Raw genomic sequence first — 23,993 nt, forward strand, 5'->3', positions numbered from 1 at the left:
TGGAATGCGTTCGGTGGGTTGGAGTATCTGGGTCGGTGTGACGATCAGGTGAAGATCCGCGGGTTCCGGGTGGAACTCGACGAAATCCGCGCCGCGATCACCGATTGCCCCGGTGTGCGCACCGCCGTCGTCGTCGCCCGCCGTCGTCCGGACGGGCAGAACACCCTCGCGGCCTACGTCACCGCACTCGAACCCGATCGCGCGGACACGCTCGTCGACGAGGTGCGTGCGTTCCTGTCGGCGCGGTTGCCCGAGTACATGGTTCCCGCGGCGATCGGTGTGGTGGACGCGATCCCGACCACGGTCAACGGCAAGGCGGACATCGCTGCACTGCCCGAGGTCGCCCCGCTCGCAGCGGGTTCGGGCCGACTGCCGCAGACCTATCAGGAGCACGTGCTCGCCCGGCACATCGTCCGGATCCTCGCGCTACCCGAGGACACGCGAATCTCTGTGGACGACAACTTCTTCGAACTCGGTGGTCATTCGCTCGCCGCGGCCCGGCTGGTCGCGGCGATCGACGACGACTTCGGCATCGCGCTGGCGCTGCGTTCGGTGTTCGAGAATCCGACGATTGCCGGCCTCGTCGACGAGATCGCCGGTCGTGCCTCGATCGGCGTGCGCGGCGGCGACGGCATCCCGGTGGTCCTGGCCCCGGGCCGCGACGGCGGGCACACCGTCTTCGCGGTGCACGCAGCATCCGGCTACTCGACCGTGTACGCGGAGTTCGCGGCGCGGATGGCGGACGACGTCCGGGTGATCGGTCTGCAGGATCCCGCGCACGCCCGCGACGGACGGGATTTCGAGACCGCGACCGAACTCGCCGTCGCCTACGCGGATGTCGTCGTGCAGTCCCAGCCGGACGGCCCGTACCACCTGATGGGCTGGTCGTACGGCGGGCACATCGCGTTCGCGGTGGCCCGCGAACTCGAATCGCGCGGACTCGAGGTCGCCGACGTGACGATCCTCGACTCGCCGCCGGTCGCGGAGGGGAACGTGCGGGTGCGCTCCGACGAGGAACGCGAGGCCGACGTGGTCCGCGCCTTCGCCGAGTTCGCCGGCCTCGAGGAGATCGCGGGGGAGACCCGCGCCTCGGTCCAGGCCCGCAACCGCGCCGGCGCAGGTCCGCTGTCGGTCCTCGGTGACCGGGACGCGGCGGCGCTCATGGACTCGTTCGACCGCTGCCTGCGGTTGATGGGTACCGAACCCACCCACGGGCCCGTGCGTGCCCGCGGGCACGTCGTCATCGGCGCCGAACACGCCGCAGAGGGCGGCGGCGGATGCGAGCGGTGGTCGGAGTACTTCGCCGGACCGGTCGAGGTGCTCGCCGTCGACATCGACCACGAACACCTGAACACCGGTCCGGCCCTGGACCGCTGGCAGCGCTGGTGGGCGGACCACACGGGTCTGCCGCTCGCCGACGACTGACCGACCGGCCCGGCGACCCGGGCCGAACGAATCGAGCCGACACGCGTCGGCCGCAACCAGAGGAGAAACGAGAAACCATGCGAGTGATCACCTTCGGCTACCAGACCTGGGGCCACCGGACGCTGTCGGCGCTGCTCGGCTCCAAGCACGAGGTGGTGCTGTCGGTGACGCATCCGCCGAGCGACCATCCGTACGAGCAGATGTGGTCCGACTCCGTCGAGGACCTGGCCCGCGAGAACGGCATCCCGGTGTTCGTGGGCAAGCGCCCCGACGACGCGCTGATCCAGGCGGTGCGCGACGCCGACGCCGATCTGATCATCGCGAACAACTGGCGGACGTGGCTGCCGCGGGAGATCTACCAGGCGCCCCGGTTCGGCACGCTCAACGTGCACGATTCCCTGCTGCCGAAGTACGCGGGTTTCTCGCCGCTCATCTGGGCGCTCATCAACGGCGAGTCCCACGTCGGTGTCACCGCGCACCTGATGGACGACTCGCTCGACGGCGGCCCGATCGTCGCGCAGCAGGCCGTCGCGGTCGGCCCCCAGGACACCACGACGGATCTGTTCCACGCGACGGTCGATCTCATCGAGCCGGTGCTTCTGCACGCGCTGGATCTGCTCGAATCCGGGCGCACCGACTTCACCGCGCAGGATCCCGCGCAGGCGACCTACTTCCACAAGCGGTCCGAGCGCGACAGCCACATCGACTTCCGGTGGCCGGCCGACGCCATCGAGCGCCTGGTGCGGGCGCAGGCGGATCCGTACCCGAACGCGTTCACCTACTACAAGGGCGAGCGCCTGCGTGTCCTGAAGGCCTCGGTCTCGCCGCGGCTCTTCGGCGGCACACCCGGCCGTGTCACGGTCCCAGAGGGCAACGGCATCGCGGTCGTGTGCGGCCCGGACGCATGGAACGGTGGGAACCCCGCGCTGGTGCTCGAACGCCTGCGTCTGGACGACGGAACCGAGGTCGACGCAAAGGATTTCTTCGCCGGTCGCGCGGGCTATCTCGAGTGATTCGGCGCGTCGGGCTTGTGACTCAACCCGGCAAATGAACCGATTGAGACGGATCGCCCACTGCTGCTACTGTGAGGCGTTCCTTAACTGACCCTAACCTAACCTGACCCCTGAGAGTGACGAATGAAGATCAGTGCTTCCCGAGGCCTGGCCGCGCGGCTGATGGCGCTCGCCGCAGTGGTGACGCTGCCCGTGGCATGTTCGAGCAACTCCGACGACACGGCCTCCGGCAGCGGTGACTCGGACTGGACCACGGTGACGATCGACGGCGCCTTCGGCGACGCGGTCATCGAGCAGCAGCCCGAGCGGGTGCTGGCGCTGTCCGAGACCGACGCCGACATCCTGGCGTCGATCGGTGTCGACACCATCGCGTATCCGGATCCGGGTCTCGACGTGCCCGCCGGCTACCCGTGGGAGCAGGGACACTTCCCGGCCGACATCGAAGCCATCGCGGTGACCGACGACAACGACGAGGTCAACTTCGAGGCGATCGCCGCCCTCGATCCCGATCTGCTGGTCGCGACCACGTTCTACGGGCTGGACGAGGACGTCTACGCCAAGCTCAGCGCCATCGCGCCGGTCGTCCACTACACCGAGGAAGCCAACTCCGACTCGTGGCAGGACAGCACCCGCCGCATCGGTGAGGCCGTCGGACGCACCGCCGAGGCCGACGAGGCCATCGCCGAGACGGAAGCCGCTGTCGCCCAGGTCAAGTCGCAGAACCCGCAACTCGAGGGCAAGACCTTCCACGCCGTCGTATCCCCGTCCGCGGAGGGCCTGTGGGTCCTGTGTTCCAACGACGACAACATGGCCCGCGTGCTCACCTCGCTCGGCATGAAGCTCAGCGACTACGCGCAGACCGTCGACTGCAACTGGGGCAAGGGTCAGATCAGCTGGGAGGAGGCGTCCAAGCTCGACGCCGACATGCTGTGGGTCGTTCCGAACACCGCCGACACCTCGGTGTTCGACACCAACCCGGTGTGGACCGCACTGCCGGTCGTCCAGCGCGGATCCGTCGTGATCACCCCGAGCGAGGACGGCACCCCCCGCGCCGCTGCGTTCCCGTCCCCGATCAGCCTGAAGTGGGTCATCGAGGAGTACGGCCCGCAGTTCTCGGCTGCTGTCGACCAGGGAGCCGACGCTCAGCCGTGACGTAGTTTCGTGCCGTCGCCCCATATCCGGGGCGACGGCACGTACGCGTCCGGCGGCGCCTCGCCCACCCACCCCTCGAAGAACGGAGCACCCGGATGACCGCGGCGGAGAGCCTCGACGACCTGACCGAGAAGATCGTGATGCACGATCTCGTGCCCCGTCGGCTGACGGTTCTGCGCACGGTCGACCTGACCCCGCGGATGCGGCGCATCGTCGTCGGCGGTCCGGAGATCGCCGGCTTCCCGCACGGCACCGGGCGGCCCACCGACCATGTGAAGCTGTTCTTCCCCGACGACACCGGCGACGTCGCGATGCCCGAGATCGAAGGCGACGGCAAGTGGATCGAACCCGCGGGCCGGCGTCTCGAGTTCCGTGACTACACGGTTCGCGCGTTCGATCCCGAGGCCGGTGAACTCACCCTCGACTTCGTCCTGCACGAGCACGGCACCGGGGGCCGCTGGGCCGCGACCGCCGAAGCCGGAGCCCCCCTCGGCGTGCTCGGCCCCCGCGGGTCGATCCTGGTCCCCACCGGATACCCCGCCTACATCCTCGCCGCGGACGAGACCGCGTTGCCCGCGCTCGCCCGCTGGCTCGAGGAACTTCCCGCGACCGCCCGGATCCAGGCCTTCGTCGAGGTCCGCGACGCGAGCGACGAACTCGATCTCGAGCGGTCCGCCGAAGCGCGGCTGACCTACCTGCACCGCGGCAGTGCCGCACCCGGCAGCACCGACCTGCTCATCGAGGCGATCCGCGCTGCCGAGCTTCCCACCGACCCCTACTTCGTGTGGGCCGCCGGCGAAGCCACCTCACTCAAGCCGATCCGCCGGTACTTCCGCCGCGAGCTGGGTCTGCCGAAGGAACGGGTCGACATCGACGGCTACTGGAAGCGCGGAGTCGTCAATCTCGACCACCACGACGACGAGGGCGACGACGCCTGACCGGAACCGCCAGGTGCCACAACCCCCCGAGGAGCCATGAAGCTGCGCCCGCTGACGTTCAGTAGCGACCGACCGGTGGCGACCCCGCCGATCCGCGTCGACGACGACACCACCGCCCGCCGACTCGCGGTCCGCACGATCTTCGCGGCACGACGGATGACCGTGCCCGCCGCGGTGCTGATGATCGGCCACCAGGTCGGCGAGGCGCTGGTCCCGGTCGTCATGGGCCTGGCGATCGACCGGGCCATCGCGACCCACGACGGCACCCAGCTGCTGCTGTGGCTGGTGGTGCTCGGCGCGGTGTTCGCGATGCTCTCGTTCTCCTTCCGCTTCGGATCCCGGCTCGGGCTGCTCGGCATGCAGGCGGTGCAGCACCAGCTGCGCACCCGGGTCACCGACCGGATCCTCGACCCGCGCGGAATGGCCGGGCCCGCACGACTTCCCGGTGTGTCCCTGTCGATCGCGACCTCGGACGTGCAGCGTCTCGCGATGGCCTGCGCGATCGGCGTCTACCCGATCGGACAGATCGCCGCGGTGGTGTTCACCGGCATCGTGCTGCTGACCATCTCGTGGCCGCTCGGTGTCGCGGTCCTGGTGGGTGCCCCCACGATCCTGTGGATCCTCGACAAGGCCGGTGGCCCGCTGCGGGCGCGCAGCGAGCACCAGCAGGAGATGGCCGGCGAAGCGGCCGGCACCGCCACCGATCTCGTCACCGGCTTCCGGGTGGTCAAGGGCATCGGCGCCGAGGAGGTCGCCGCCCGCCGCTACTTCGAGGCAAGCCGGCGCGCCCTGCGCGGAGTGCTCGCCGCCTCCCGTTCCGAGGGCGCCTACCTCGCCGCCATGGAATCGGTGTCGGGTCTGTTCGTCGTCGCGATCGGTGTCGCCGCCGGCCTGATGGCGGTCAGCGGCGGCCTGACCGTCGGTCAGTTGATCACCGTCGTCGGCCTGACCCAGTTCGTGATGGGTCCGCTCAGCGCCCTCGGCACCAACGCCGGTGCCGTGTGGGCCGGCGCGCTCGCCTCCGCGCGCCGCGTCCTCACCGTTCTGCAGGCACCGCCCGCGACCGAGATCGGTACCGTCGGCGCGACCGCCGGTCCGCTCCGCTTCGACGGCCTCGCCCACGGACCGGTCCGGGACCTCGATTTCGAACTGCCCGCGACCGGACTCGTCGCGGTCGTGGCCGACGCTCCGACGACCGCCGCGCTCGTCGAGGTGCTGTCCCGGTCGGCCCCGCCCGAGAACGGCACCGTCCGGATCGGCGAGACCGACCTGTTCGATCTCGACGAGGACACCGCGATCGCCACCGTGCGCGTCGCCCCGCACCACGCGGCGCTGTTCGAGGGATCCGTGCTCGACAACATCGCCGCCGCCGTCGATCCGGAGGCCGCGGATCGCGACACCCGCATCACCCGTGCCGTGTTCGCCGCAGCCTGTGACGACGTCGTCGAGGTGCTGCCCGACGGCCTCGACACCCCGGTGGGGGAGGCGGGCCGGTTGCTGTCCGGTGGTCAGCGGCAGCGCGTCGCGCTGGCCCGGGCGATCGCCGCGGACTCCTCGGTGCTCGTGCTGGTCGACCCCACCACGGCGGTCGACTCCGTCACGGAATCGAATGTCGCCGAGCGGCTGGGGCAGGCCCGCACCGACGGGCTGACCCTGGTGTTCACCGACGCCCCGGCGCATCTCGCCGCAGCGGACGAGGTGATCGTCCTCGCCGAGGGACGCCTGGTCCATCGCGGAGCCGCCGACGAGGTACCCGCACTGTCCTCGGCCGTCCCGGCCGGTACGCCCGTGGAGGCCCACCGATGACCAGCACCGCGATCCACGAGACCGCACCGGCCGGTCCTCTCCCCATCGCCGACGCCCGCACCACCGCCGCGCACTTCTTCGCCGCGCTGTCCGGCAGCCGCGCACGCCTGATCGGCGTCGTCGCGCTGCTCGTCGCGGCCGCCGTGCTCGGGCTGGTCATGCCGTGGGCGCTCGGCCGCATCGTCGACATCGCCATCGACGGCGGTGACGCCGGCGATGTGTGGCGGCTCGCGATTGTCATGGTCGTCGCCACCGTCGCGGGTGCCGGGCTCACCGGCGCCGGTGTCGCCGCCTCGGCCCAGCTGTTCGAGACGGTCCTCGCCCGGCTGCGCGAACGCATGCTGGCCTCGGCGCTGCGGCTGCCGCTCTCGCGGGTCGAGGCCGCGGGCAGCGGTGACCTGGTGTCGCGTGCCACCGACGACGTCGAGGTCGTGAGCACCGCCATCTCCCAGGGTGTTCCGGCGATCTCGACATCGGTGTTCACCATCGCCGCGACCGTCGTCGGACTCGCCGCGTTGGACTGGCGGTTCCTCGCCGTCGTCGTGGTCGTGCTGCCGGTGCACATCTTCACGGTTCGGCGGTACGTGCGCGAGGCACCGCCGGTCTACACGGGGGAGCGTGCTGCGATGGCGAAACGCGCACACGAGGTGCTCGGCGCGATCCGCGGCCTCGACTCGGCACGCGCGTTCGGCCTGACCGGACGGCTGCTCACCGAGATCGAGGGACGCTCGTGGGAGGTCGTGCGCTGGACGCTGCGCGCCCGCGTCGTGCAGAACCGCTTCTTCGCGGGCATCAACCTCGCCGAATTCGTCGGTATGGCAACCATTCTCGTCGTCGGCTACATGCTCGTCGGGAACGAGGGGCTCACCGTCGGCGCCGCGACCGCGGCCATGCTGTTCTTCCTGCGGCTGTTCGGGCCGATCGGTGAACTGCTGATGGTGACCGACGACCTGCAGTCCGCAGCGGCGTCGCTGGTGCGCATCGTCGGAGTGACCGTCGAAGGCGAACGCTTCGGATCCGACCGGACCGCGGCCGCGTCGACGCCGGTGCCGCAGGGCCGGGCGCTCGAAGCGCAGGACATCACGTTCGCGTACCCGGGGAAGGACCCGGTGCTCGACGGGGTGTCGCTGACGATCGCGGACGGCGAGCACGTCGCGCTGGTCGGTGCGTCCGGCGCAGGCAAGACCACTCTCGCGGCGGTTCTCGCGGGCATCCACCGGCCCGTGCGCGGTGTGGTGCGCTTCGGTGGTGCCGACCTCGCGGAACTCGACGAATCGGAGCGTGCACGCCGGGTCGCGCTGGTGACGCAGGAAACGCACGTGTTCGCGGGTTCGCTCGCCGACGACCTGCGGATGGCCGCACCGGACGCCACCGCCGAGCAGATCCGCGACGCCCTGTGCCGGATACACGCATGGGATTGGGTGGAGCTGCTGCCCGACGGCATCGAGACGATCGTCGGCGACGGCGGACACGACCTGTCGCCGATGCAGGTCCAGCAGGTCGCGCTGGCACGGCTCGTGCTGCTCGATCCGGCACTGGTGATCCTCGACGAGGCCACCGCCGACGCCGGCAGCGCCGGCGCGAACCTGCTCGAGGCGTCCGCCGAGGCGGCGCTCGAGGGGCGGTCGGCGCTGATCGTCGCGCACCGGCTCAGCCAGGCCGCCACCGCCGACCGGATCGTGCTAATGGACCGCGGCGCCATCGTCGAGCAGGGCTCGCACGACGCGCTTCTCCGCAGCGGCGGTCGCTACGCCACCCTGTGGGCCGCCTGGGCGAGGGGTCGGGCCGGGAACTAGTCAGAGTTCGCGCCAACTGGCGTCGTTCATGTCGTGTCCGTGCGCGGCCATGAGCATCAGACCACCGTCGACCGGAATCGAACGGCCGGTCAGATACGACGCGCGCGGCGACGCCAGAAACGCGACGACGGACGCGACCTCGTTGACGTGACCGGGGCGGCCGGTCGGGTTGCCCGGACGATCCTCGTGGAAGGCCTCGGATTCGTCCATGCCGGTCATCGGGGTGGCGATCTCACCCGGAGCGACCGAATTGACGGTGATGCCGTGCCGTGCGAGTTCGAGTGCGAGACAACGGGTCAGCATCCCCAGTCCCGCCTTGGCCGTACAGTACGCGGACGCACCGAAACGCGGTACGTGTTCGTGGACGCTCGTGATGTTGATGATCCGTCCTCCCCGACCGGCGTCGACCATGTGCCGTGCTGCTCGTTGTGCGCACAGGAACGGTCCGTCGAGGTCGGTGGCAAGCACTTCCCGCCACCGGTCGTAGGACAGGTCGAGGACTCCGTCGCGATGTCCGGTGCCGGCATTGTTCACCAGTACGCCGAGCCCACCGAGTTGCCGGGCGAGGTCGTCGATCACATCGGCGGTGTCCGGGCTCGTCAGGTCCTGGCGGGTGACGAAGCACCGTCTTCCGCGCTGCTCGACGGCGGCACGGGTGTCGTCGGCCCCGGCCTCGTCGGTATGGAACGTGATGCCGACGTCGAATCCCTCGGAGGCGAGCAGTTCGGCGGTGGCCTTGCCCATGCCGGAGTCCGCGCCCGTGATCACGGCGAGTCTGTCGTGTGCTGGAACGGTCATGTTCGGGGTGTACCCCAGGGCGGGAGCGGCACACTGAGCCCATGAGGTTGTTGCTGCTGGCCGACACCCACGTCCCTGCCCGTGCGCGCCGGTTGCCCGACGAGGTGTGGAACGAGGTGGACCGCGCCGACGTCGTCGTCCACGCCGGAGACTGGATCGAGATCGGATTGTTGAACGCTCTGGAGGAACGCGCCGTACGACTCGTCGCGTGCTGGGGCAACAACGACGGCCCTGCCCTGCGGGAGCGGCTTCCGGAGATCGCTCGGGTGACGCTCGACGGTGTTCGGCTCGCTGTGGTGCACGAGACCGGGCCCTCGGCGGGCAGGGAGAAGCGCATGGCGGCGGCCTATCCGGACACGGATGTACTGGTGTTCGGCCATTCCCATATTCCGTGGGACACCACGGCCCCCGGTGGTCTGCGCTTGCTCAATCCGGGTTCGCCGACGGATCGGCGTCGGCAGCCGTATTGCACGTACATGACCGCGACGATCGAGGACGGTGCACTGGGTGGTGTGGAGTTGCATCGTCTCCTGCGCTAGGGACAGCCAGGCGGTCACCGGGTCAGTGCGAGAGCGCCGCGACGGTGCTCTCGCCCAGATCCCGCAGGAACGCGGCCCGATCCAGCGCCGGATCCGGTTCGACACCCGGCGGCAGTGTGTCCATGAAATCGAAGTGCCCGACCCGGGGCAGCACCTGTGCGTCGACCTGCCCGCGGCTGCGGCGCAGGATCTCGATCGTGGCGGGCGGAGTGATCGGGTCGCTTTCCCGGGGGACGGCACCCGCCAGGCACAGGGCGGCCCAGCCGCCGATCGAATGCCCCACCGCGAACACCGGAAGATCCCCGCTTTCGTCGTACCGTGCCAGCGCGTCCTTCAGTCCCCGGGGGCGCTCGACGAACTCGTCGGGTGTCGCAGTGTCGGGGGCGAACCGCGTGTGGCGCGGTGCGAGCACCCGGTAACCGGCGTCCGCCAGCGCGGTGAGCACGGTCCGGTACCGGGCCGGATCCCCGCCGGATCCCGACCCGAAAAGCACGATGCCCCGGGGGTTTTCGGGACCGAGCACGAGCACGTCGAGATCGTGAGGGGTCGCCATGCCGGGAAACCTATCGAAGATCCCCGACAGGTGCGGCACATGCACCGGTGGTAGAACCCGGAAAAACCGGCGCAACGGTTCGGCGCGGGCGATCATTGACGCGGAGGTCGCCATGGAGCAGAAGATCCCGGCCGATGTCGGGCACGCCGAGCCGGGTCGGTCCGGAACCGAGGTCGACGACCGAGAGTCGGCTCCCGCAGGGTCGCGCCGCAGGTTGCTGTACGTCACCCTTCCCGGATGCTGGGGTGCGCTCGTCTTCGCGTGCTTGTCGTTCACCCCGTCCCTGCTCCCGCGCGGAGGGCTCCTGCAGGGCTTGGTCTGCGGGATCACCGCGGCGATCGGGTACGGACTCGGTGTGCTCGCAGCATGGGTGTGGCGCGCGTTCGCCGACCGGGGCCCGCGGCGTCCGAGCCGGCGTGCGTGGCTGGTGTTCGCCGTCACCGCGGTGGTGCTGTTCGCCGTCGCATTCGGATTCGGGCAGTACTGGCAGCACCGGATTCGGGAGTTGATGGGGGTCACCGACTACAACATTCCGCTCGTTGTTCTCTCACCCGTGATCGCGGTGGTGGTCTTCGCCCTTCTGGTGGCGATGGGCCGTGGCATCCGAGGTATCTACCGCTGGATCGCGACGCTGCTCGATCGCTGGATCGGCCGCAGTGCGGCGTCCGCCGTCGGCTGGGTGCTGGTGGCCGCACTGGTCTACCTGGTCGTCTCGGGGGTGTTGCTCAGCGGTTTCGTCAATGTCGCCAATTCGGCGTTCTCGCTTAGGGATACGCAGACGCCGGAGGGGGTGCAGCAGCCCACGACCGGTCTGCGATCGGGCGGCCCGGAGTCTGTGGTGCCGTGGGACACGCTGGGCTACCAGGGGCGCGCCTTCATCGGAGACAGCCCCTCCGTGGACGAGATCGGCGGGTTCGTGGGCGGGCCCGCCGAGGAGCCGATCAGGATCTACGCCGGGCTCGCATCCGCCGACGACACCGAGGCCCGCGCGGCACTGGCCGTCGAGGACCTGACCCGGGCCGGCGGCTTCGAACGCGCCAACCTGCTCGTGGTGACCACGACCGGCAGCGGCTGGGTGGACCCGGCCCTGGTCGACTCGTTCGAATATCTCACCGGCGGCGATGCGGCAACCGTGGCGATCCAGTACTCGTACCTGCCCTCGTGGATCTCCTATCTGGTCGACCAGTCGAAGGCTCGTGAAGCCGGCCGGGACCTGTTCGACGCGGTCTACGAGGAGTGGCTGAAACTGCCGCCGGACAGCCGTCCCCGGCTGTTCGTTGCGGGGGAGAGCCTCGGCTCGTTCGGTGGGGAAACGGCCTTCAGCGGGGAACGCGACCTGAGCAACCGCACGGCGGGTACGTTGTTCGCCGGCCCGCCCAACTTCAACACTCTGTTCCGTGACTTCAGTGATAATCGCGAGCCGGGCAGCCCGGAGGTCGAACCGATCTACAAGAACGGGCGCACGGTGCGGTTCACGAACGACGCCGAGGCAGGGATCCCGCCCGCGGGCCGGCCGTGGGACGGCAACAGGGTCATGTACCTGATGCACCCGTCGGACCCGATCGTGTGGTGGAGTCCGCACCTGATCCTGAACGAGCCGGACTGGATCGGTGAGGCTCCGGGCACGGACGTGCTCGAGGACATGGTCTGGATGCCGTTCGTCACGTTCTGGCAGGTCACCGCGGATCTACCGTTCTCGACCGGGGTTCCCGGCGGGCACGGCCACAAGTACACGACCGAGTACGTCGACGGGTGGAACGCCGTCCTGCGGCCGGAGGGAACGACCCCCGAGGACCTCGCGACCCTCAGGTCCGTCATCGATTCCGAGGAATAGGAACCCACCGACAGCCCGCTGCCTCGTGCGTGGTTTTGGCAGCTGCCGCTACCGAAACCGCGCACGAGGCGCGGAGCGCCGTCAGTCCTGGCTGCGCGGACGCCGCAGCACCAGCAACGACCGGGCCTGCACCTGCACCGACTCGCCGGCGGCGACCGTCAGGTCCCGCAGACCGTCGGGGGTGTCCGTGTCCAGCGCCACCGTCCAGTCGGGGTCGTCGGGTCCGCCCGAGGTGACGAAGTCGATCGGCTCGTGATGGGCGTTGAAACACAGCAGGAACGTGTCGTCGACGACGCGCTGCCCGCGCTGGTCCGGCTCGGGGATGCCGTCACCGTTGAGGAACACCGCGAGGGACTTGCCGAAGCCGCTGTCCCAGTCCTCCGGCGTCATCTCGTCGCCGCCCGGCGTGCGCCACGCGATGTCGCGGGACTGGTCGCCGCTGCGGATCGGCCGGCCCTCGAAGAACCGGCGCCGCCGGAACACCGGATGAGTGCGACGCATCCGGATCACGTTGCGGGTGAAGGCGAGCATGTCGGTGTCCACGCTCTCGGGCGACCAATCCATCCACGAAAGTTCGTTGTCCTGGCAGTAGACATTGTTGTTGCCGCGCTGCGACCGGCCGATCTCGTCGCCGTGGGCGAGCATCGGGGTGCCCTGCGACAGCATCAGCGTCGCCATGATGTTGCGTTGCTGCCGCGCCCGCAACGCCAGGATCTCCGGATCGTCGGTGGGTCCTTCGGCGCCGCAGTTCCACGACCGGTTGTGCGATTCGCCGTCGCGATTGTCCTCGCCGTTGGCCTCGTTGTGTTTCTCGTTGTAGGACACCAGATCTGCGAGTGTGAACCCGTCGTGTGCGGTCACGAAGTTGATCGACGCGCCGGGACGCCGGCCCGTCGCCTCGTACAGATCCGACGACCCGGTGAGGCGGGACGCGAACTCGCCGAGGGTCGCGGGTTCACCGCGCCAGTAGTCACGGACCGTGTCGCGGAACTTGCCGTTCCATTCCGTCCACAGCCCGGGGAAATTGCCCACCTGATAGCCGCCTTCGCCGACGTCCCAGGGCTCGGCGATGAGCTTGACCTGCGAGACGACCGGGTCCTGCTGCACCAGATCGAAGAAGGCCGACAGCCGGTCCACGTCGTGCAGTTCCCGGGCCAGCGTCGACGCCAGGTCGAACCGGAACCCGTCGACGTGCATTTCGAGCACCCAGTACCGCAGCGAATCCATGATCAGCTGCAGGGTGTGCGGGTGACGGGCGTTGAGGCTGTTGCCGGTGCCCGTGTAGTCCATGTAGTGGGCCTTGTCGTCGTCGACGAGCCGGTAGTAGGCGGCGTTGTCGATGCCGCGGAAACTGATGGTCGGCCCGAGGTGGTTGCCTTCGGCGGTGTGGTTGTAGACGACGTCGAGGATCACCTCGATGTCCGCCTCGTGGAAGGCGCGCACCATCGCCTTGAACTCCGCGACGACAGCGCTGGGTTTCGTCGACGACGAGTATTCGGTGTGCGGGGCGAGGAAACCGAACGTGTTGTAACCCCAGTAGTTTCGCAGGCCCTGGTCGAGCAGTACCTGGTCGTGCATGAACTGGTGCACCGGCATCAACTCGATCGCGGTCACCCCGAGATCGCGCAGATGGTCGATGATCACCGGATGTGCCAGTCCCGCATAGGTTCCGCGCAGCTGTTCCGGGATCCCGGGGTGTGTCGCCGTCATGCCCTTGACGTGGGCCTCGTAGATGATCGTCTCGTGATAGGGCCGGCGCGGTGGGCGGTCGGTGGCCCAGTCGAAGAACGGGTTGATGACCACCGTGGTCATGGTGTGCCCGAGCGAATCGAGTTGCGGAAAACCGTCGGCGTCACCGGACTGTTCGTCGCCCGTCTCGTCCTCGGCGGGTGGGTCCTCGTCGGCGGGCTCCGGACCCTCGGCTTCGAGCGCGGTGTCCTCCTCGGCGGCCGCGTCCTCGCCGGCCCCGGATTCGTCCGCCCCGGATTCGTCGTCCCCGGCTTCGGGCACGCTGTCGTCGGCCTCCGGCACCGCGACCGCATACGAGTACAGCGAGGGGTCGCCGTCGAATGCGCCGTCGAACGCCTTGCCGTACGGATCGAGCAGCAGCTTGCTCGGATCGCAGCGCAGCCCCTGCGCCGGGTCGTACGGTCCGTGGACGCGGTAGCCGTAGCGCTGCCCGGGGGACACCATCGGCAGGTACGCGTGCCACACGTACCCGTCGACCTCCTCCAGCGGTATACGCGTCTCGGTGTTGTCGCGGGCGATCAGACACAACTCCACCTTCTCGGCGACCTCGGAGAACACCGCGAAGTTCGTGCCGGCGCCGTCGTACGTGGCGCCGAGCGGATACGGGGTGCCCGGCCAGACCAGCAGTTCCTCCTCGGAGGAGTCACCGGGCGCGGTCGCTTCGCTGGGGTCCATACTCGCTCACCCTAATCGGAACGGCCCCCACTATCCCGGCGAGCGCGACAGGTCACCACCAACCGGTGACCGTGCGCATCCGGCGGCCCAGTTCGGGCGCCAGGGTGCGCACGTACGAGGCGGTGAGGTGGTCGCGATCGCGATAGATCAGGACGTTGCCCTCCACCGCGAGGCACCGCTCCGGGCGGCACACCACATCGGACAGATCCAGCGGATGAACCGTCGGCAGGTGCGCGGCCGCGTCCTGGGCGGGATCGACGATGTCGAGTGCATCGGACCGCGCGACGCCGCACGCGTACGCGTCGCCACCGTGGGCGAGACAGTCCGAGGCGCGGTAGGGGATGCCGTCGTCCTTCAGCCACGGGGTGTCCCGGATCGCCAGGACCGGGATGCCGTACGAGGTCAGCGTCTCCCACAGCGCCACGTACCGGTCGGGGGTGTAGTCGCCCGGACCCTCGCCTGCCTCGCGGGGACGGGTCGACGTCGTGAACACGTAGTCCGGCGGATTCGCGGCCAGTTCGGCCAGCACATTCGTCGACCATGTGTCGCAGTCGAAGGTCGCCGAGTCCTCGGCCGGCGGAGTCGTCGGAGCCGAGAGCGGGCACCCCACCTTGACGTACGTGTCGACGCGGAAGTGATGCTCGACGCCGAGCAGATCCAGGGCGGGCAGCCAGTGCTCGGAATGCGAGCCGCCGGTCAGTGCGATCCGGCGGCTCGCCGTCGGATCCCCGTAGGTGCAGGACAGCGGCTCCTGCTGTCCGTTCACGGCGATGCACTCCTCGAGTGTGGTGGCAGGAAGGTCGCGATCGGCGATCGTCAGCGGGGGTTTCACCGGTGCGCTCACCGGATCGGTCAGCAGGTCGAACACGGCGGCACCGGGATACACATCGGTGGACAGGTTCGGCAGCTCGGCGATCTGCCGGGCGGAACGCTCGACGTACTGGACCCACCCCGCGGAGACGGCGGCCAGTGCCACGCCGACGCTCGTCAGAGCCGCGACGAGCGAGGTACGTCCGCGCGACGGGACGCCCTTTCGGATCGGGTCCTCCACCAGCCGGGTGGTGGCCTCGGCCAGCACCAGCGACAGGGCGATCACCCCGACACCGCCGAGCACTCCGACGGTGAGCCGGTCCCGCAGGATCAGGTACGTGATCAGCACCGGCCAGTGCCACAGGTACAGCGCGTAGGCGATCGAACCGAGCCGTACCAGCGGCGCCGACGCCAGCAGACGTGACACCGCGGTCGATCCGGTCGCGCCGGTCACGACCAGCAGCAGCGCCGCCCCGACCGGTACCAGCGCCCACGGTCCCGGGAACTGTGCGCGGCCGTCGAGTACCGCGCCGCAGCCGAGGAACGTGACCAGCGCGAGCACCGCGAGGGTCGCCGCGGCCCACCGCGGAACCCGCAGCCACGGCAGCAGGCACACGAGCAGCCCGCCGAGCGTCAGCTCCCACAGGCGCGTGGCGCTGTCGTAGTACAGCCAGGTCCGGTCCGCGCCCGAGAACGCGGCGTAGCCGAACGAGGCGGCCGTGACCACGGCGAGGAGCACCGTGAGCGGCATCCGCGTGGGCAGGCCGCGGCGCCGCAGGACCCACGCCAGGGCGAACACCACGATCACGGCGGCGAGGTAGAACTGCCCCTGCACCGCGATCGACCACAGATGCTGCAGCGGGCTCACGGACGGATCGGCCGCCAGATAGTCGCTCGCGGTGCGCGCCAGATGCCAGTTCTGCAGGAAGGTCAGCGACGCGAACAGCTGTTCCGCTGCCGAGAACCACCCGGTCGGCGGGGTGAGGACGACCTGGGCCACCGCCACCGCGGCCAGGACCAGCACCAACGGTGCCAGCAGCCGCCGGCCCACCCGGCGCAGCACCGGCCGCGGATCGAGCGGCGCGGCCGACTCGGTAACACGCAGCAGCGACCCGACGAAGAAGAAACCGGACAGCGCGAGGAACACGTCCACACCACCGGACACCCGCCCGAACCACACGTGGAACACCACGACCAGAGCGATCGCGAGGCCACGGAGGCCGTCGAGATCGGCGCGCCGGGCCGACGCGACGGCACGGTCGCGCTGAGCCGACATGACGGCACCGCCGTCGGCCGACCGCAGCCGTGGTGTGAACGTCGTGACGGGCATCGAGCTCCCTTCCGGGCCGGTCGGACTCGGAGGCGGGCACCGAGCTGTTGCTGTGACGAAAGCACACAGGTACGGGCAGCCACCCTATGCGCTGCTTCGTACGGGCATGAAACCGCCTACAGTCGGGGCTGTGAATTCGCCGTCTCTGCCCGCAGCCCGCATCGCGGAACTCGACGCCGCACACCTGTGGCACCCGTACGGGGCGTTCCCGGCCTCCACCGAGCCCCTCGTCGTCGACCACGCGCACGGCACCCGGCTCGTTCTCGCGGACGGGCGAGAGCTCGTCGACGGTATGAGCTCGTGGTGGGCCGCGGTGCACGGCTACCGGCATCCGGTGCTCGACGCGGCCGTCACCGAGCAGCTCGGACGGATGAGCCACGTGATGTTCGGCGGACTCACCCACGCGCCCGCCGCGCGCCTGGCCGAACTGCTGGTGGAGATCACCCCCGACGGGCTCGACAAGGTCTTCCTCGCCGACTCCGGGTCGGTGTCGGTGGAGGTCGCGATCAAGCTCGCGTTGCAGTACCAGCGCGCACTCGGGCGTCCGGGACGTCACCGGTTGATGACGTGGCGCGGCGGCTATCACGGCGACACGTTCGCTCCGATGAGCGTGTGCGACCCCGAGGGTGGCATGCACTCGATGTGGACCGACGTGCTCGCCCGGCAGGTGTTCGCCCCCGCACCGCCGCGCGACTTCGATCCGGCCTACGTCGCCGAGTTCGAGAAGATACTGAACGAGCACACCGACGAACTGGCCGCGGTGATCGTCGAACCGGTGGTGCAGGGCGCCGGCGGCATGCGCTTTCACGATCCCGCCTATCTGCGCGAGCTGCGCCGCATGTGCGACGAACACGGACTGCTGCTGATCCTCGACGAGATCGCCACCGGATTCGGTCGCACGGGTGAGCTGTTCGCCGCCGGTCACGCCGGGATCAGCCCCGACATCATGTGCGTCGGCAAGGCCCTCACCGGCGGATACGTCACCCTGGCGGCGGTCCTGTGCACCTCCGGGATCGCCGAGGTGATCAGCGCCGGGGAAGGTGGCGGGGTCATGCACGGGCCGACGTTCATGGGCAACCCGCTGGCGTGCGCCGTCGCGGTCGCGGCGGTCGAATTGCTGCTCTCGCGCGACTGGCGATCGGAGATCGCGGCCCTGAACGCCGGCCTCGTGAGCGGACTCGAGCCGGCCCGGGAACTGCCGGGGGTGACCGATGTGCGGGTGCTCGGCGGGATCGGCGTGCTCGAACTCGCCGAATCCGTCGACATGCGCGCCGCCACCGACGCCGCGGTCGCGGCCGGGGTGTGGCTGCGCCCGTTCCGGAACCTGATCTACGCGATGCCGCCGTACGTGTGCACCGCGGACGACGTCGCGGCGATCACCGGCGGGATGCTCGCGGCGGCACGCTCGCGGAGCTGAAGCCTGCCGGCTCGGCGGGACGGTCGTTCGTCAGTTGAACTCGTCCGGGTGGGGTCCGGTGCGCAGGTTGCGGTCGGCCGCGGTGATCGCGGCCATGTCCGTGTCGCTGAGCCGGAAGTCGAAGACGTCGAGGTTCTGGCGGATGCGGGCCGGAGTGACCGACTTGGGGATCACGATGTTGCCCAGTTGCAGATGCCAGCGCAGAACCACCTGAGCGGGTGATCTGCCGGTGCGTCGAGCGATCGCTGCGATGGCAGGATCGTCCAGAACGGCACCCTGGGCGAGAGGGCTCCATGCCTCGGTGGCGATGTCGTGCTTGGTGTGGAAGGCACGCAATTCGGCCTGCTGCAGACCGGGGTGCAGTTCGATCTGATTGACGGCCGGGGTCAGCGCACTGTCGTTCAGCAGGCGCTGGAGGTGAGTCGGCTGGAAGTTCGATACGCCCGCGGCGCGGATGCGTCCTTCCTCCGCGAGGCGTTCGAGGGCGCGCCACGAATCCGGGTAGAGGCCGCGGGCGGGGGTGGGCCAGTGGATCAGATAGAGATCCAGATAGTCGAGACCGAGGTTGGCGAGGCTCGCGTCGAAGGCGCGGAGGGTGGCGTCGTAACCCTGGTCGGCGTTCCACACCTTGGTGGTGACGAACAGTTCCTCGCGCGGTACGTCGGAGGCGGCCAGGGCGCGGCCGACGCCGGTCTCGTTGCCGTAGATCGCGGCGGTGTCGATGCTGCGGTAACCGGCCTGGAGTGCGGCGGTGACGGCCGCGGTGGTTGCGTCGTGGGGGACCTGGAAGACACCGAAGCCGAGCTGGGGGATCTCGACGTCGTTGTTCAGTTTCACGGTGGGGATCGTGGAGGGTGCCATGAGGGAATCCTTCGAAGATGTTCGCTGGGTGAGGGTTTCGAGTGACAGGGTCAGGAGTGGACGGCTCCCGCGGTGGCGTGAGCGGCGCGGCCGAGGTCGGGAGCGGCCGGTGCAGGAGTCGCGGTGGCGCGGGCGGAGCGGCGCTGCAGCCGGTGCGAGATAACGGCCGGAACCAGGGCGGAGGCGGCCAGGATCGCCCCGACGGCATTGGGTGCGGTGTAGCCGAGACCGGCGGAGATCACCAGGCCGCCGAGCCAGGCGGCCAGGGCGTTGCCGAGGTTGAAGGCGCCGATGTTGGCGGCCGAGGCCAGTGTCGGTGCACCGTGTGCGTGGTCCAGGACATGTTTCTGCAGGGGCGGGACGGTGGCGAAACCGAGTGCGCCGATGAGGAAGACGGCCACGACGGACGCGGCTTTGTCGGAGGCCAGGAAGGTGAACAGGCCGAGGACCAGTGCCAGGCCTGCGAGGGCGGTGTAGAGCATCGGCATGAGCTTGCGGTCCGCGAAGTGCCCGCCGACGAGGTTGCCGACGACCATCCCCGTCCCGAAGGCGGCCATCAGCCACGTGAGGGAGGAGTCCGCGAAGTTGCCGACCTCGGTGAGCATCGGCGCGATGTAGGTGATCGCCGCAAACACGCCGCCGAAGCCCAGGACGGTCATCGTCATGGCCAGCACGACCTGAATGTTCTCGAAGGCTGCGATCTCGTGCCGCAGCTGCACTCCCGGCGGCTTGGGGAGGTCGGGTACGAGCTTGGCGACGCCGGCAAGGCCGACGGCGCCGAGAGCGGCGACGACCAGGAAGGTCATGCGCCAGCCTGCGGTGTGGCCCACGAGCGTGCCCATCGGCACCCCGACGACGTTCGCCACGGTCAGTCCGGTGAACATCAGCGAGATGGCGGCCGCCTTCCTCTGTGGCGCCACCAGTTCGGCGGCGACGACGGAGCCGATCCCGAAGAAGGCGCCGTGGGCCAGGGACGCCACCACGCGGCCGATCAGCATGACGGCGAAGACCGGGGCCGCGGCGGAGATGATGTTGCCGAGGATGAACAGGCCCATGAGCAGCATCAGCATGTTCTTGCGAGAGATCTTGGTGCCGAGGACGGTCATGATCGGGGCGCCGATCACAACCCCGAGGGCGTAGCCGGTGACCAGGTATCCGGCCGTCGGCACGGACACCCCGAGATCCGTTCCCACTTGGGGCAGCAGCCCCATGATCACGAATTCCGTGGTGCCGATTCCGAAGGCCCCGACAGCAAGGGCCAGCAGTGCGAGCGGCATGAGAAGCGATCCTTTGATCGGATGAAGAAATGCGCGTACGCGCTTTGCAGGCGTCAACAATAATTGCAGACGCCGACTATTTGCAAGCGCGGGTATAGTCGGGCGTGATGATCACGCCGGTCGACTGCCGGCGTCACCTGTTCACACGACGGATCGAGGGAGCCGACGATGACCGCCACGGACCCGACGATGACCGCGCTGGCACACAGCTGGTCGGCGCTCTCGCTGTTGCACGGGCGAATCGAGAACAGGATCGAAAGCGCGCTGCAGTCGGCGCACGGGTTGAGCGCACGCGAGTACTCGCTGTTGGACGTGCTGGATCGCCAGCACGACGGTGAGGGTGGGCATCTCCAGATGCGACAGGTCGCCGACTCCGTCGTCCTCAGTCAGAGTGCCACCACCCGGCTCGTGACCCGATTGGAGGACCGCGGGTTGCTTGCGCGCTACCTGTGTCCCACCGACCGGCGCGGTATCTACACCGACGTCACCGAGGCCGGGCGGAGCCTGCTGGAGGAAGCCCGGCCCACCCACAACGCCGCGCTGCGTGAGGCGCTCGACGAGGCTACTGCCCAGCCGGAACTCGCGCCGCTGGTCGACGCCATCCGGCAACTGCAGGAGAACGCCCGGTCGGACGCGCCTGCCTGAGGGGGTCGGTGGTTGAGCCGACCGGTGACAGTCGGGTAGCTCGTCTCGTCTGGCCACTTGAACGCTGTTCAAGTATGGTGTCGTTCCATGACCGCACCCGTCAGTCTGGCCTGGCTCGACGACGCCGCCGAGAAGCGCCGCGTCGCGGGACTGCACCGCACACTGCTGCCTCGCACGTCCGGCTCCCGTCTCGTCGATCTGGCGTCCAACGACTACCTCGGCCTGGTCCGGCATCCCGAGGTCGTCGCCGGCGCCGCGGCCGCACTGCGCCGCTGGGGTGCGGGCGCGACCGGTTCCCGGCTGGTCACCGGCACCACCGCCGAACACGAACTGCTCGAACGTGAACTCGCCGAATTCGTCGGCGCCGAAACAGGTCTCGTGTTCGCCAGCGGATACGCCGCCAACCTCGGCGCGGTCACCGCGCTCGGCGGCCCGGACACCCTGATCGTCTCCGACGCCGGCTGCCATGCCTCGCTCGTCGACGCATGCCGCCTGTCGCGGTCGCGGATCCAGGTCGCGCCCCACGGCGACGTCGAGTTCGTCGAGGCAGTCCTCGCTGCGCGCGCGCAACCGCGCGCCCTCGTTCTCACCGATTCGGTGTTCAGCGCCGACGGTGACCTCGCGCCGCTGCAGGCACTCCACCGGGTGTGCCGGGCGCACGGCGCGTTGCTGCTCGTCGACGAGGCCCACGGTGTGGGCGTCCGCGGTGTAGGGGGACGCGGACTCGTACACGAAATGGGCCTCGCCGGCGAGCCCGACGTCGTCATCACGGCGACGCTGTCCAAGTCGCTCGCCGCACAGGGCGGAATCGTCCTCGGCGACAGCAGGATCCGGGAACATCTCATCGACACCGCCCGGACCTTCATCTTCGACACCGGGCTCGCACCCGCGGCGGTCGGCGCCGCCCGCGCCGCCCTGCGCATCCTCCGGGAGCAGCCGGAGCGTGCCACCGCGGTGCTCGACCGGGCCGCCGATCTCGCCCGCATCTCGGGTGTCGACACGCCCGAATCCGCGGTCGTCTCGGTGATCCTCGGGGACCCGATGGTCGCCGTCCGTGCCGCCGCGGCGTGCCGCGAACGCGGCCTGCACGTCGGGTGCTTCCGGCCCCCGTCCGTTCCCGCGGGTACGTCCCGGCTGCGCCTGACCGCCCGCGCGAACCTGGACGCCGACGATCTCGCGATGATCGAGTCGGTGCTCGGTGACGTCCTCGCGGAGGCACGCGTGTGAGCGTTCTCTGCGTCACCGGTACCTCCACCGACGTCGGTAAGACCGTGACGACGGCGGCAGTTGCCGCGGTTGCGGCGGCGGCCGGTCTGCGGGTCGCGGTGTGCAAACCCGCGCAGACCGGCGTCGCCGACGACGAACCCGGCGACCTCGCCGAGATCACCCGCCTCGCCGGTCCCGGCATCGACACCCTCGAACTGGCCCGCTATCCCGAACCGCTCGCGCCGGACACCGCGGCCCGACGCAGCGGACGACCGCTGCTGAGCCTGCTCGATGTCGTTGCCGCGGTACGGGAGCTCGACGCGACCCACGACCTGACACTCGTCGAAGGCGCCGGGGGAGTGCTGGTCCGGATCGGAGCCGACGGCTTCACCCTCGCCGATGTCGCGGCGGCACTGGACGCGCCGGCGCTGGTCGTGGCGGCGGCCGGTCTGGGCACCCTCAACCACAGCGCCCTGACGGTCGCGGCGCTGCGGTCGGCCGGTGTGCGGTGCATCGGCACGGTGATCGGATCATGGCCTGCGGCACCGGATCTCGCGCAGCAGTGCAATCTCGAGGATCTGCCCGACGTCACCGGTGTACCCCTGCTCGGGCGTATCCCCGAAGGTAGTGGCTCAGTCGCTCCGGAGGAGTTCGGAGCCGGTGCGGGGGAGTGGCTGGCCGCCTGCGGACTGCTGCCGGAGCCGGTCGACCCACTTCTTCGGCCGCTCGGGTGACGTCGGCTCACCGATCGGCCTGGTGGCTAGTCCTGTCCGCGTGGGGGTAGGGAGACGTTCACGCCCCCGCTGTCGTGTTCGGGACCCGCAGCCGCGCTGCCCGCCGGGACCCGCTGCCGGAACCGCGCCGCCTCACTCGGGCCGGTCGCGCCGCCCGGGTCGAGCTCACCGCGGTACGGACCCGGCTTCGGGCGCGGTGCTCCGCCCGGAAACGCGAGCCGCAGGATGGTTCGGTGCACCATGGACCACTGCTTCACCAGCCCTCCGGAGTTGTACGGCAGTTCGTACCGTTGGCAGATCTCCCGCACCTTGGGTGCGATCTCCGCGTAGCGGCTGCTCGGCATGTCCGGGTACAGGTGGTGCTCGACCTGGTATCCGAGATTTCCACTGATGATGTGGAAGAGCGGGCTGCCCTCGATGTTCGCCGCACCGACGAGCTGGCGCACGTACCAGCCGCCGCGGGTCTCGTTCTCCACCTCGCGAGGACTGAACGTGTAGGTCTGGTCCGGGAAGTGGCCGCAGAAGATGATGCCGTGTGCCCACACATTGCGGATGATGTTCGCGGTAGCGTTCGCCACCAGGGTGGCCAGGAACGTGCGCTCGACGCCCGGGACCGTGCGATCGAGGATGTCGGCGACGCCGGACCCTCGTCCGGTCGGCCGGAGGGACCGCAGCAGCCGACCGAGCCGAGAGGTTTCCGGTTGGCCGAGCCGGCCGCGGAAGGCGAGCTGGGCCAGGCCGAATGCGCCGGCGCTGATCAACGGCCAGCCGGCGTAGTCCTTGACGATCTGTGCCCGGGCCTTGCCCGCGATCCCTTTGAGGTCCTCCCAGACCTCGGGCCAGGATTTCTCGCCGGCCCGCACGGCCTCGAGGTCCATGTCGTGCAGCGCGACCCCCCATTCGAAGAAGGCCATGAGCAACACGTTGTAGAAGGGCTGGGCCAGGTAGACCGGATGCCATTTCTGGTGCGGGTCGATCCGCATGATCTCGTAGCCCAGGTCCTTGTCCTTGCCGCGGATGTTGGTGAAGGTGTGGTGGATGTAGTTGTGCGAGTGCTTCCACGCCTTCGCGGTCGACGCGGTGTCCCAGTCCCACGACGAGGAGTGGATGGCGGGGTCGTTCATCCAGTCCCATTGGCCGTGCATGACGTTGTGACCGATCTCCATGTTCTCGAGGATCTTCGCCATCCCCAGACACGCGGTGCCTGCCCACCACGCGGGTTTCGCGGCCGAACCCAGCAACAGCACCCGCCCCGCCACGGCCAACTGCCGCTGGGCGGCAATCACCGCTTTGATGTAGCGCCGGTCCCGCTCGCCGAGGTCCGCGTAGACCTCGTCGTGGATGGCGTCGAACTCCTCGGCCAACGCCTCGACGGTTTCTTCGCTCAGATGCGCGAGGGGGCTTTCCACGTCGATACTCACCTCGGTGGTCCCTT

19 protein-coding genes are annotated in these 23,993 nt (G+C 69.5%); 12 read left to right on the forward strand and 7 right to left on the reverse strand.

Annotated features, from left to right (window positions below):
- The 6 genes from ACWDTS_RS11170 to ACWDTS_RS11195 form a co-directional block, all read left to right on the forward strand.
- On the forward strand, positions 1–1,425 hold a 1,425-nt coding region (locus ACWDTS_RS11170; RefSeq protein WP_450111376.1), incomplete at its 5' end, for an alpha/beta fold hydrolase.
- 77 nt (positions 1,426–1,502) lie between these two features.
- Entirely contained in the window at positions 1,503–2,438 is a 936-nt protein-coding gene (locus tag ACWDTS_RS11175; protein ID WP_197255247.1) for a methionyl-tRNA formyltransferase, read from the forward strand.
- A gap of 123 nt (positions 2,439–2,561) precedes the next feature.
- Positions 2,562–3,590: an iron-siderophore ABC transporter substrate-binding protein gene (locus ACWDTS_RS11180; protein WP_450118198.1), complete on the forward strand. Its 1,029-nt coding sequence runs from the start codon at positions 2,562–2,564 to the stop codon at positions 3,588–3,590.
- 95 nt (positions 3,591–3,685) lie between these two features.
- Complete coding sequence (locus ACWDTS_RS11185; protein WP_450111378.1) at positions 3,686–4,528, forward strand: siderophore-interacting protein; 843 nt, start codon at positions 3,686–3,688, stop codon at positions 4,526–4,528.
- Between the two features lie 36 nt (positions 4,529–4,564).
- Positions 4,565–6,334, forward strand: coding sequence for an ABC transporter ATP-binding protein (locus tag ACWDTS_RS11190; protein ID WP_450111379.1), 1,770 nt, complete (start codon positions 4,565–4,567; stop codon positions 6,332–6,334).
- Entirely contained in the window at positions 6,331–8,130 is a 1,800-nt protein-coding gene (locus ACWDTS_RS11195; protein WP_450111380.1) for an ABC transporter ATP-binding protein, read from the forward strand. The genes ACWDTS_RS11190 and ACWDTS_RS11195 overlap by 4 nt, the downstream gene beginning before the upstream one ends.
- Here the strand turns inward: ACWDTS_RS11195 and ACWDTS_RS11200 are convergent, their stop codons facing one another.
- Positions 8,131–8,928 (reverse strand): SDR family oxidoreductase, encoded by a 798-nt coding sequence (locus ACWDTS_RS11200; protein ID WP_450111381.1) that lies wholly within the window; start codon positions 8,926–8,928, stop codon positions 8,131–8,133.
- Positions 8,929–8,969: 41 nt separating this feature from the next.
- On the opposite strand from ACWDTS_RS11200, the gene ACWDTS_RS11205 reads away from it, so the two are divergent.
- Positions 8,970–9,467 carry a metallophosphoesterase family protein gene (locus ACWDTS_RS11205; RefSeq protein WP_450111382.1) on the forward strand — a complete coding sequence of 166 codons (498 nt, stop codon included), beginning with the start codon at positions 8,970–8,972 and terminating at the stop codon, positions 9,465–9,467.
- A gap of 22 nt (positions 9,468–9,489) precedes the next feature.
- Here the strand turns inward: ACWDTS_RS11205 and ACWDTS_RS11210 are convergent, their stop codons facing one another.
- Positions 9,490–10,020 (reverse strand): alpha/beta hydrolase, encoded by a 531-nt coding sequence (locus ACWDTS_RS11210; RefSeq protein ID WP_450111383.1) that lies wholly within the window; start codon positions 10,018–10,020, stop codon positions 9,490–9,492.
- A 112-nt stretch (positions 10,021–10,132) separates the two neighbouring features.
- On the opposite strand from ACWDTS_RS11210, the gene ACWDTS_RS11215 reads away from it, so the two are divergent.
- Positions 10,133–11,854, forward strand: coding sequence for an alpha/beta hydrolase (locus ACWDTS_RS11215; protein WP_450111384.1), 1,722 nt, complete (start codon positions 10,133–10,135; stop codon positions 11,852–11,854).
- A gap of 81 nt (positions 11,855–11,935) precedes the next feature.
- Here ACWDTS_RS11215 and glgX read toward each other — a convergent pair whose 3' ends face one another.
- Both glgX and ACWDTS_RS11225 read right to left on the reverse strand, forming a co-directional pair.
- The gene (glgX, locus tag ACWDTS_RS11220; RefSeq protein WP_450118199.1) at positions 11,936–14,278 is read right to left on the reverse strand and encodes a glycogen debranching protein GlgX; all 2,343 of its coding nucleotides are present in this window, start codon (positions 14,276–14,278) and stop codon (positions 11,936–11,938) included.
- Positions 14,279–14,330: 52 nt separating this feature from the next.
- Entirely contained in the window at positions 14,331–16,418 is a 2,088-nt protein-coding gene (locus ACWDTS_RS11225; RefSeq protein ID WP_450111386.1) for an acyltransferase family protein, read from the reverse strand.
- A 130-nt stretch (positions 16,419–16,548) separates the two neighbouring features.
- On the opposite strand from ACWDTS_RS11225, the gene ACWDTS_RS11230 reads away from it, so the two are divergent.
- On the forward strand, positions 16,549–17,835 hold the full coding sequence (locus ACWDTS_RS11230; protein ID WP_450118200.1) for an adenosylmethionine--8-amino-7-oxononanoate transaminase: 1,287 nt from the start codon (positions 16,549–16,551) through the stop codon (positions 17,833–17,835).
- Positions 17,836–17,865: 30 nt separating this feature from the next.
- Here ACWDTS_RS11230 and ACWDTS_RS11235 read toward each other — a convergent pair whose 3' ends face one another.
- Together ACWDTS_RS11235 and ACWDTS_RS11240 are read right to left on the reverse strand one after the other, a co-directional pair.
- Positions 17,866–18,696 (reverse strand): aldo/keto reductase, encoded by an 831-nt coding sequence (locus ACWDTS_RS11235; protein WP_450111388.1) that lies wholly within the window; start codon positions 18,694–18,696, stop codon positions 17,866–17,868.
- A gap of 50 nt (positions 18,697–18,746) precedes the next feature.
- The gene (locus tag ACWDTS_RS11240; RefSeq protein ID WP_450111389.1) at positions 18,747–19,973 is read right to left on the reverse strand and encodes an MFS transporter; all 1,227 of its coding nucleotides are present in this window, start codon (positions 19,971–19,973) and stop codon (positions 18,747–18,749) included.
- A gap of 168 nt (positions 19,974–20,141) precedes the next feature.
- Between ACWDTS_RS11240 and ACWDTS_RS11245 the strand changes: the two genes are divergently transcribed.
- From ACWDTS_RS11245 to bioD, 3 genes are all read left to right on the forward strand, one after another.
- Positions 20,142–20,618, forward strand: a complete 477-nt coding sequence (locus ACWDTS_RS11245) for a MarR family winged helix-turn-helix transcriptional regulator (protein WP_450111390.1) — start codon at positions 20,142–20,144, stop codon at positions 20,616–20,618.
- A gap of 87 nt (positions 20,619–20,705) precedes the next feature.
- Positions 20,706–21,845, forward strand: coding sequence for an 8-amino-7-oxononanoate synthase (locus tag ACWDTS_RS11250; RefSeq protein WP_450111391.1), 1,140 nt, complete (start codon positions 20,706–20,708; stop codon positions 21,843–21,845).
- Positions 21,842–22,558 carry a dethiobiotin synthase gene (gene bioD / locus ACWDTS_RS11255; protein ID WP_450111392.1) on the forward strand — a complete coding sequence of 239 codons (717 nt, stop codon included), beginning with the start codon at positions 21,842–21,844 and terminating at the stop codon, positions 22,556–22,558. The genes ACWDTS_RS11250 and bioD overlap by 4 nt, the downstream gene beginning before the upstream one ends.
- 26 nt (positions 22,559–22,584) lie before the next feature.
- Here the strand turns inward: bioD and ACWDTS_RS11260 are convergent, their stop codons facing one another.
- Positions 22,585–23,979, reverse strand: coding sequence for a fatty acid desaturase family protein (locus ACWDTS_RS11260; protein WP_450111393.1), 1,395 nt, complete (start codon positions 23,977–23,979; stop codon positions 22,585–22,587).
- Positions 23,980–23,993: the final 14 nt, after the last annotated feature.

It is taken from the genome of Rhodococcus sp. NPDC003383 (assembly GCF_053589115.1).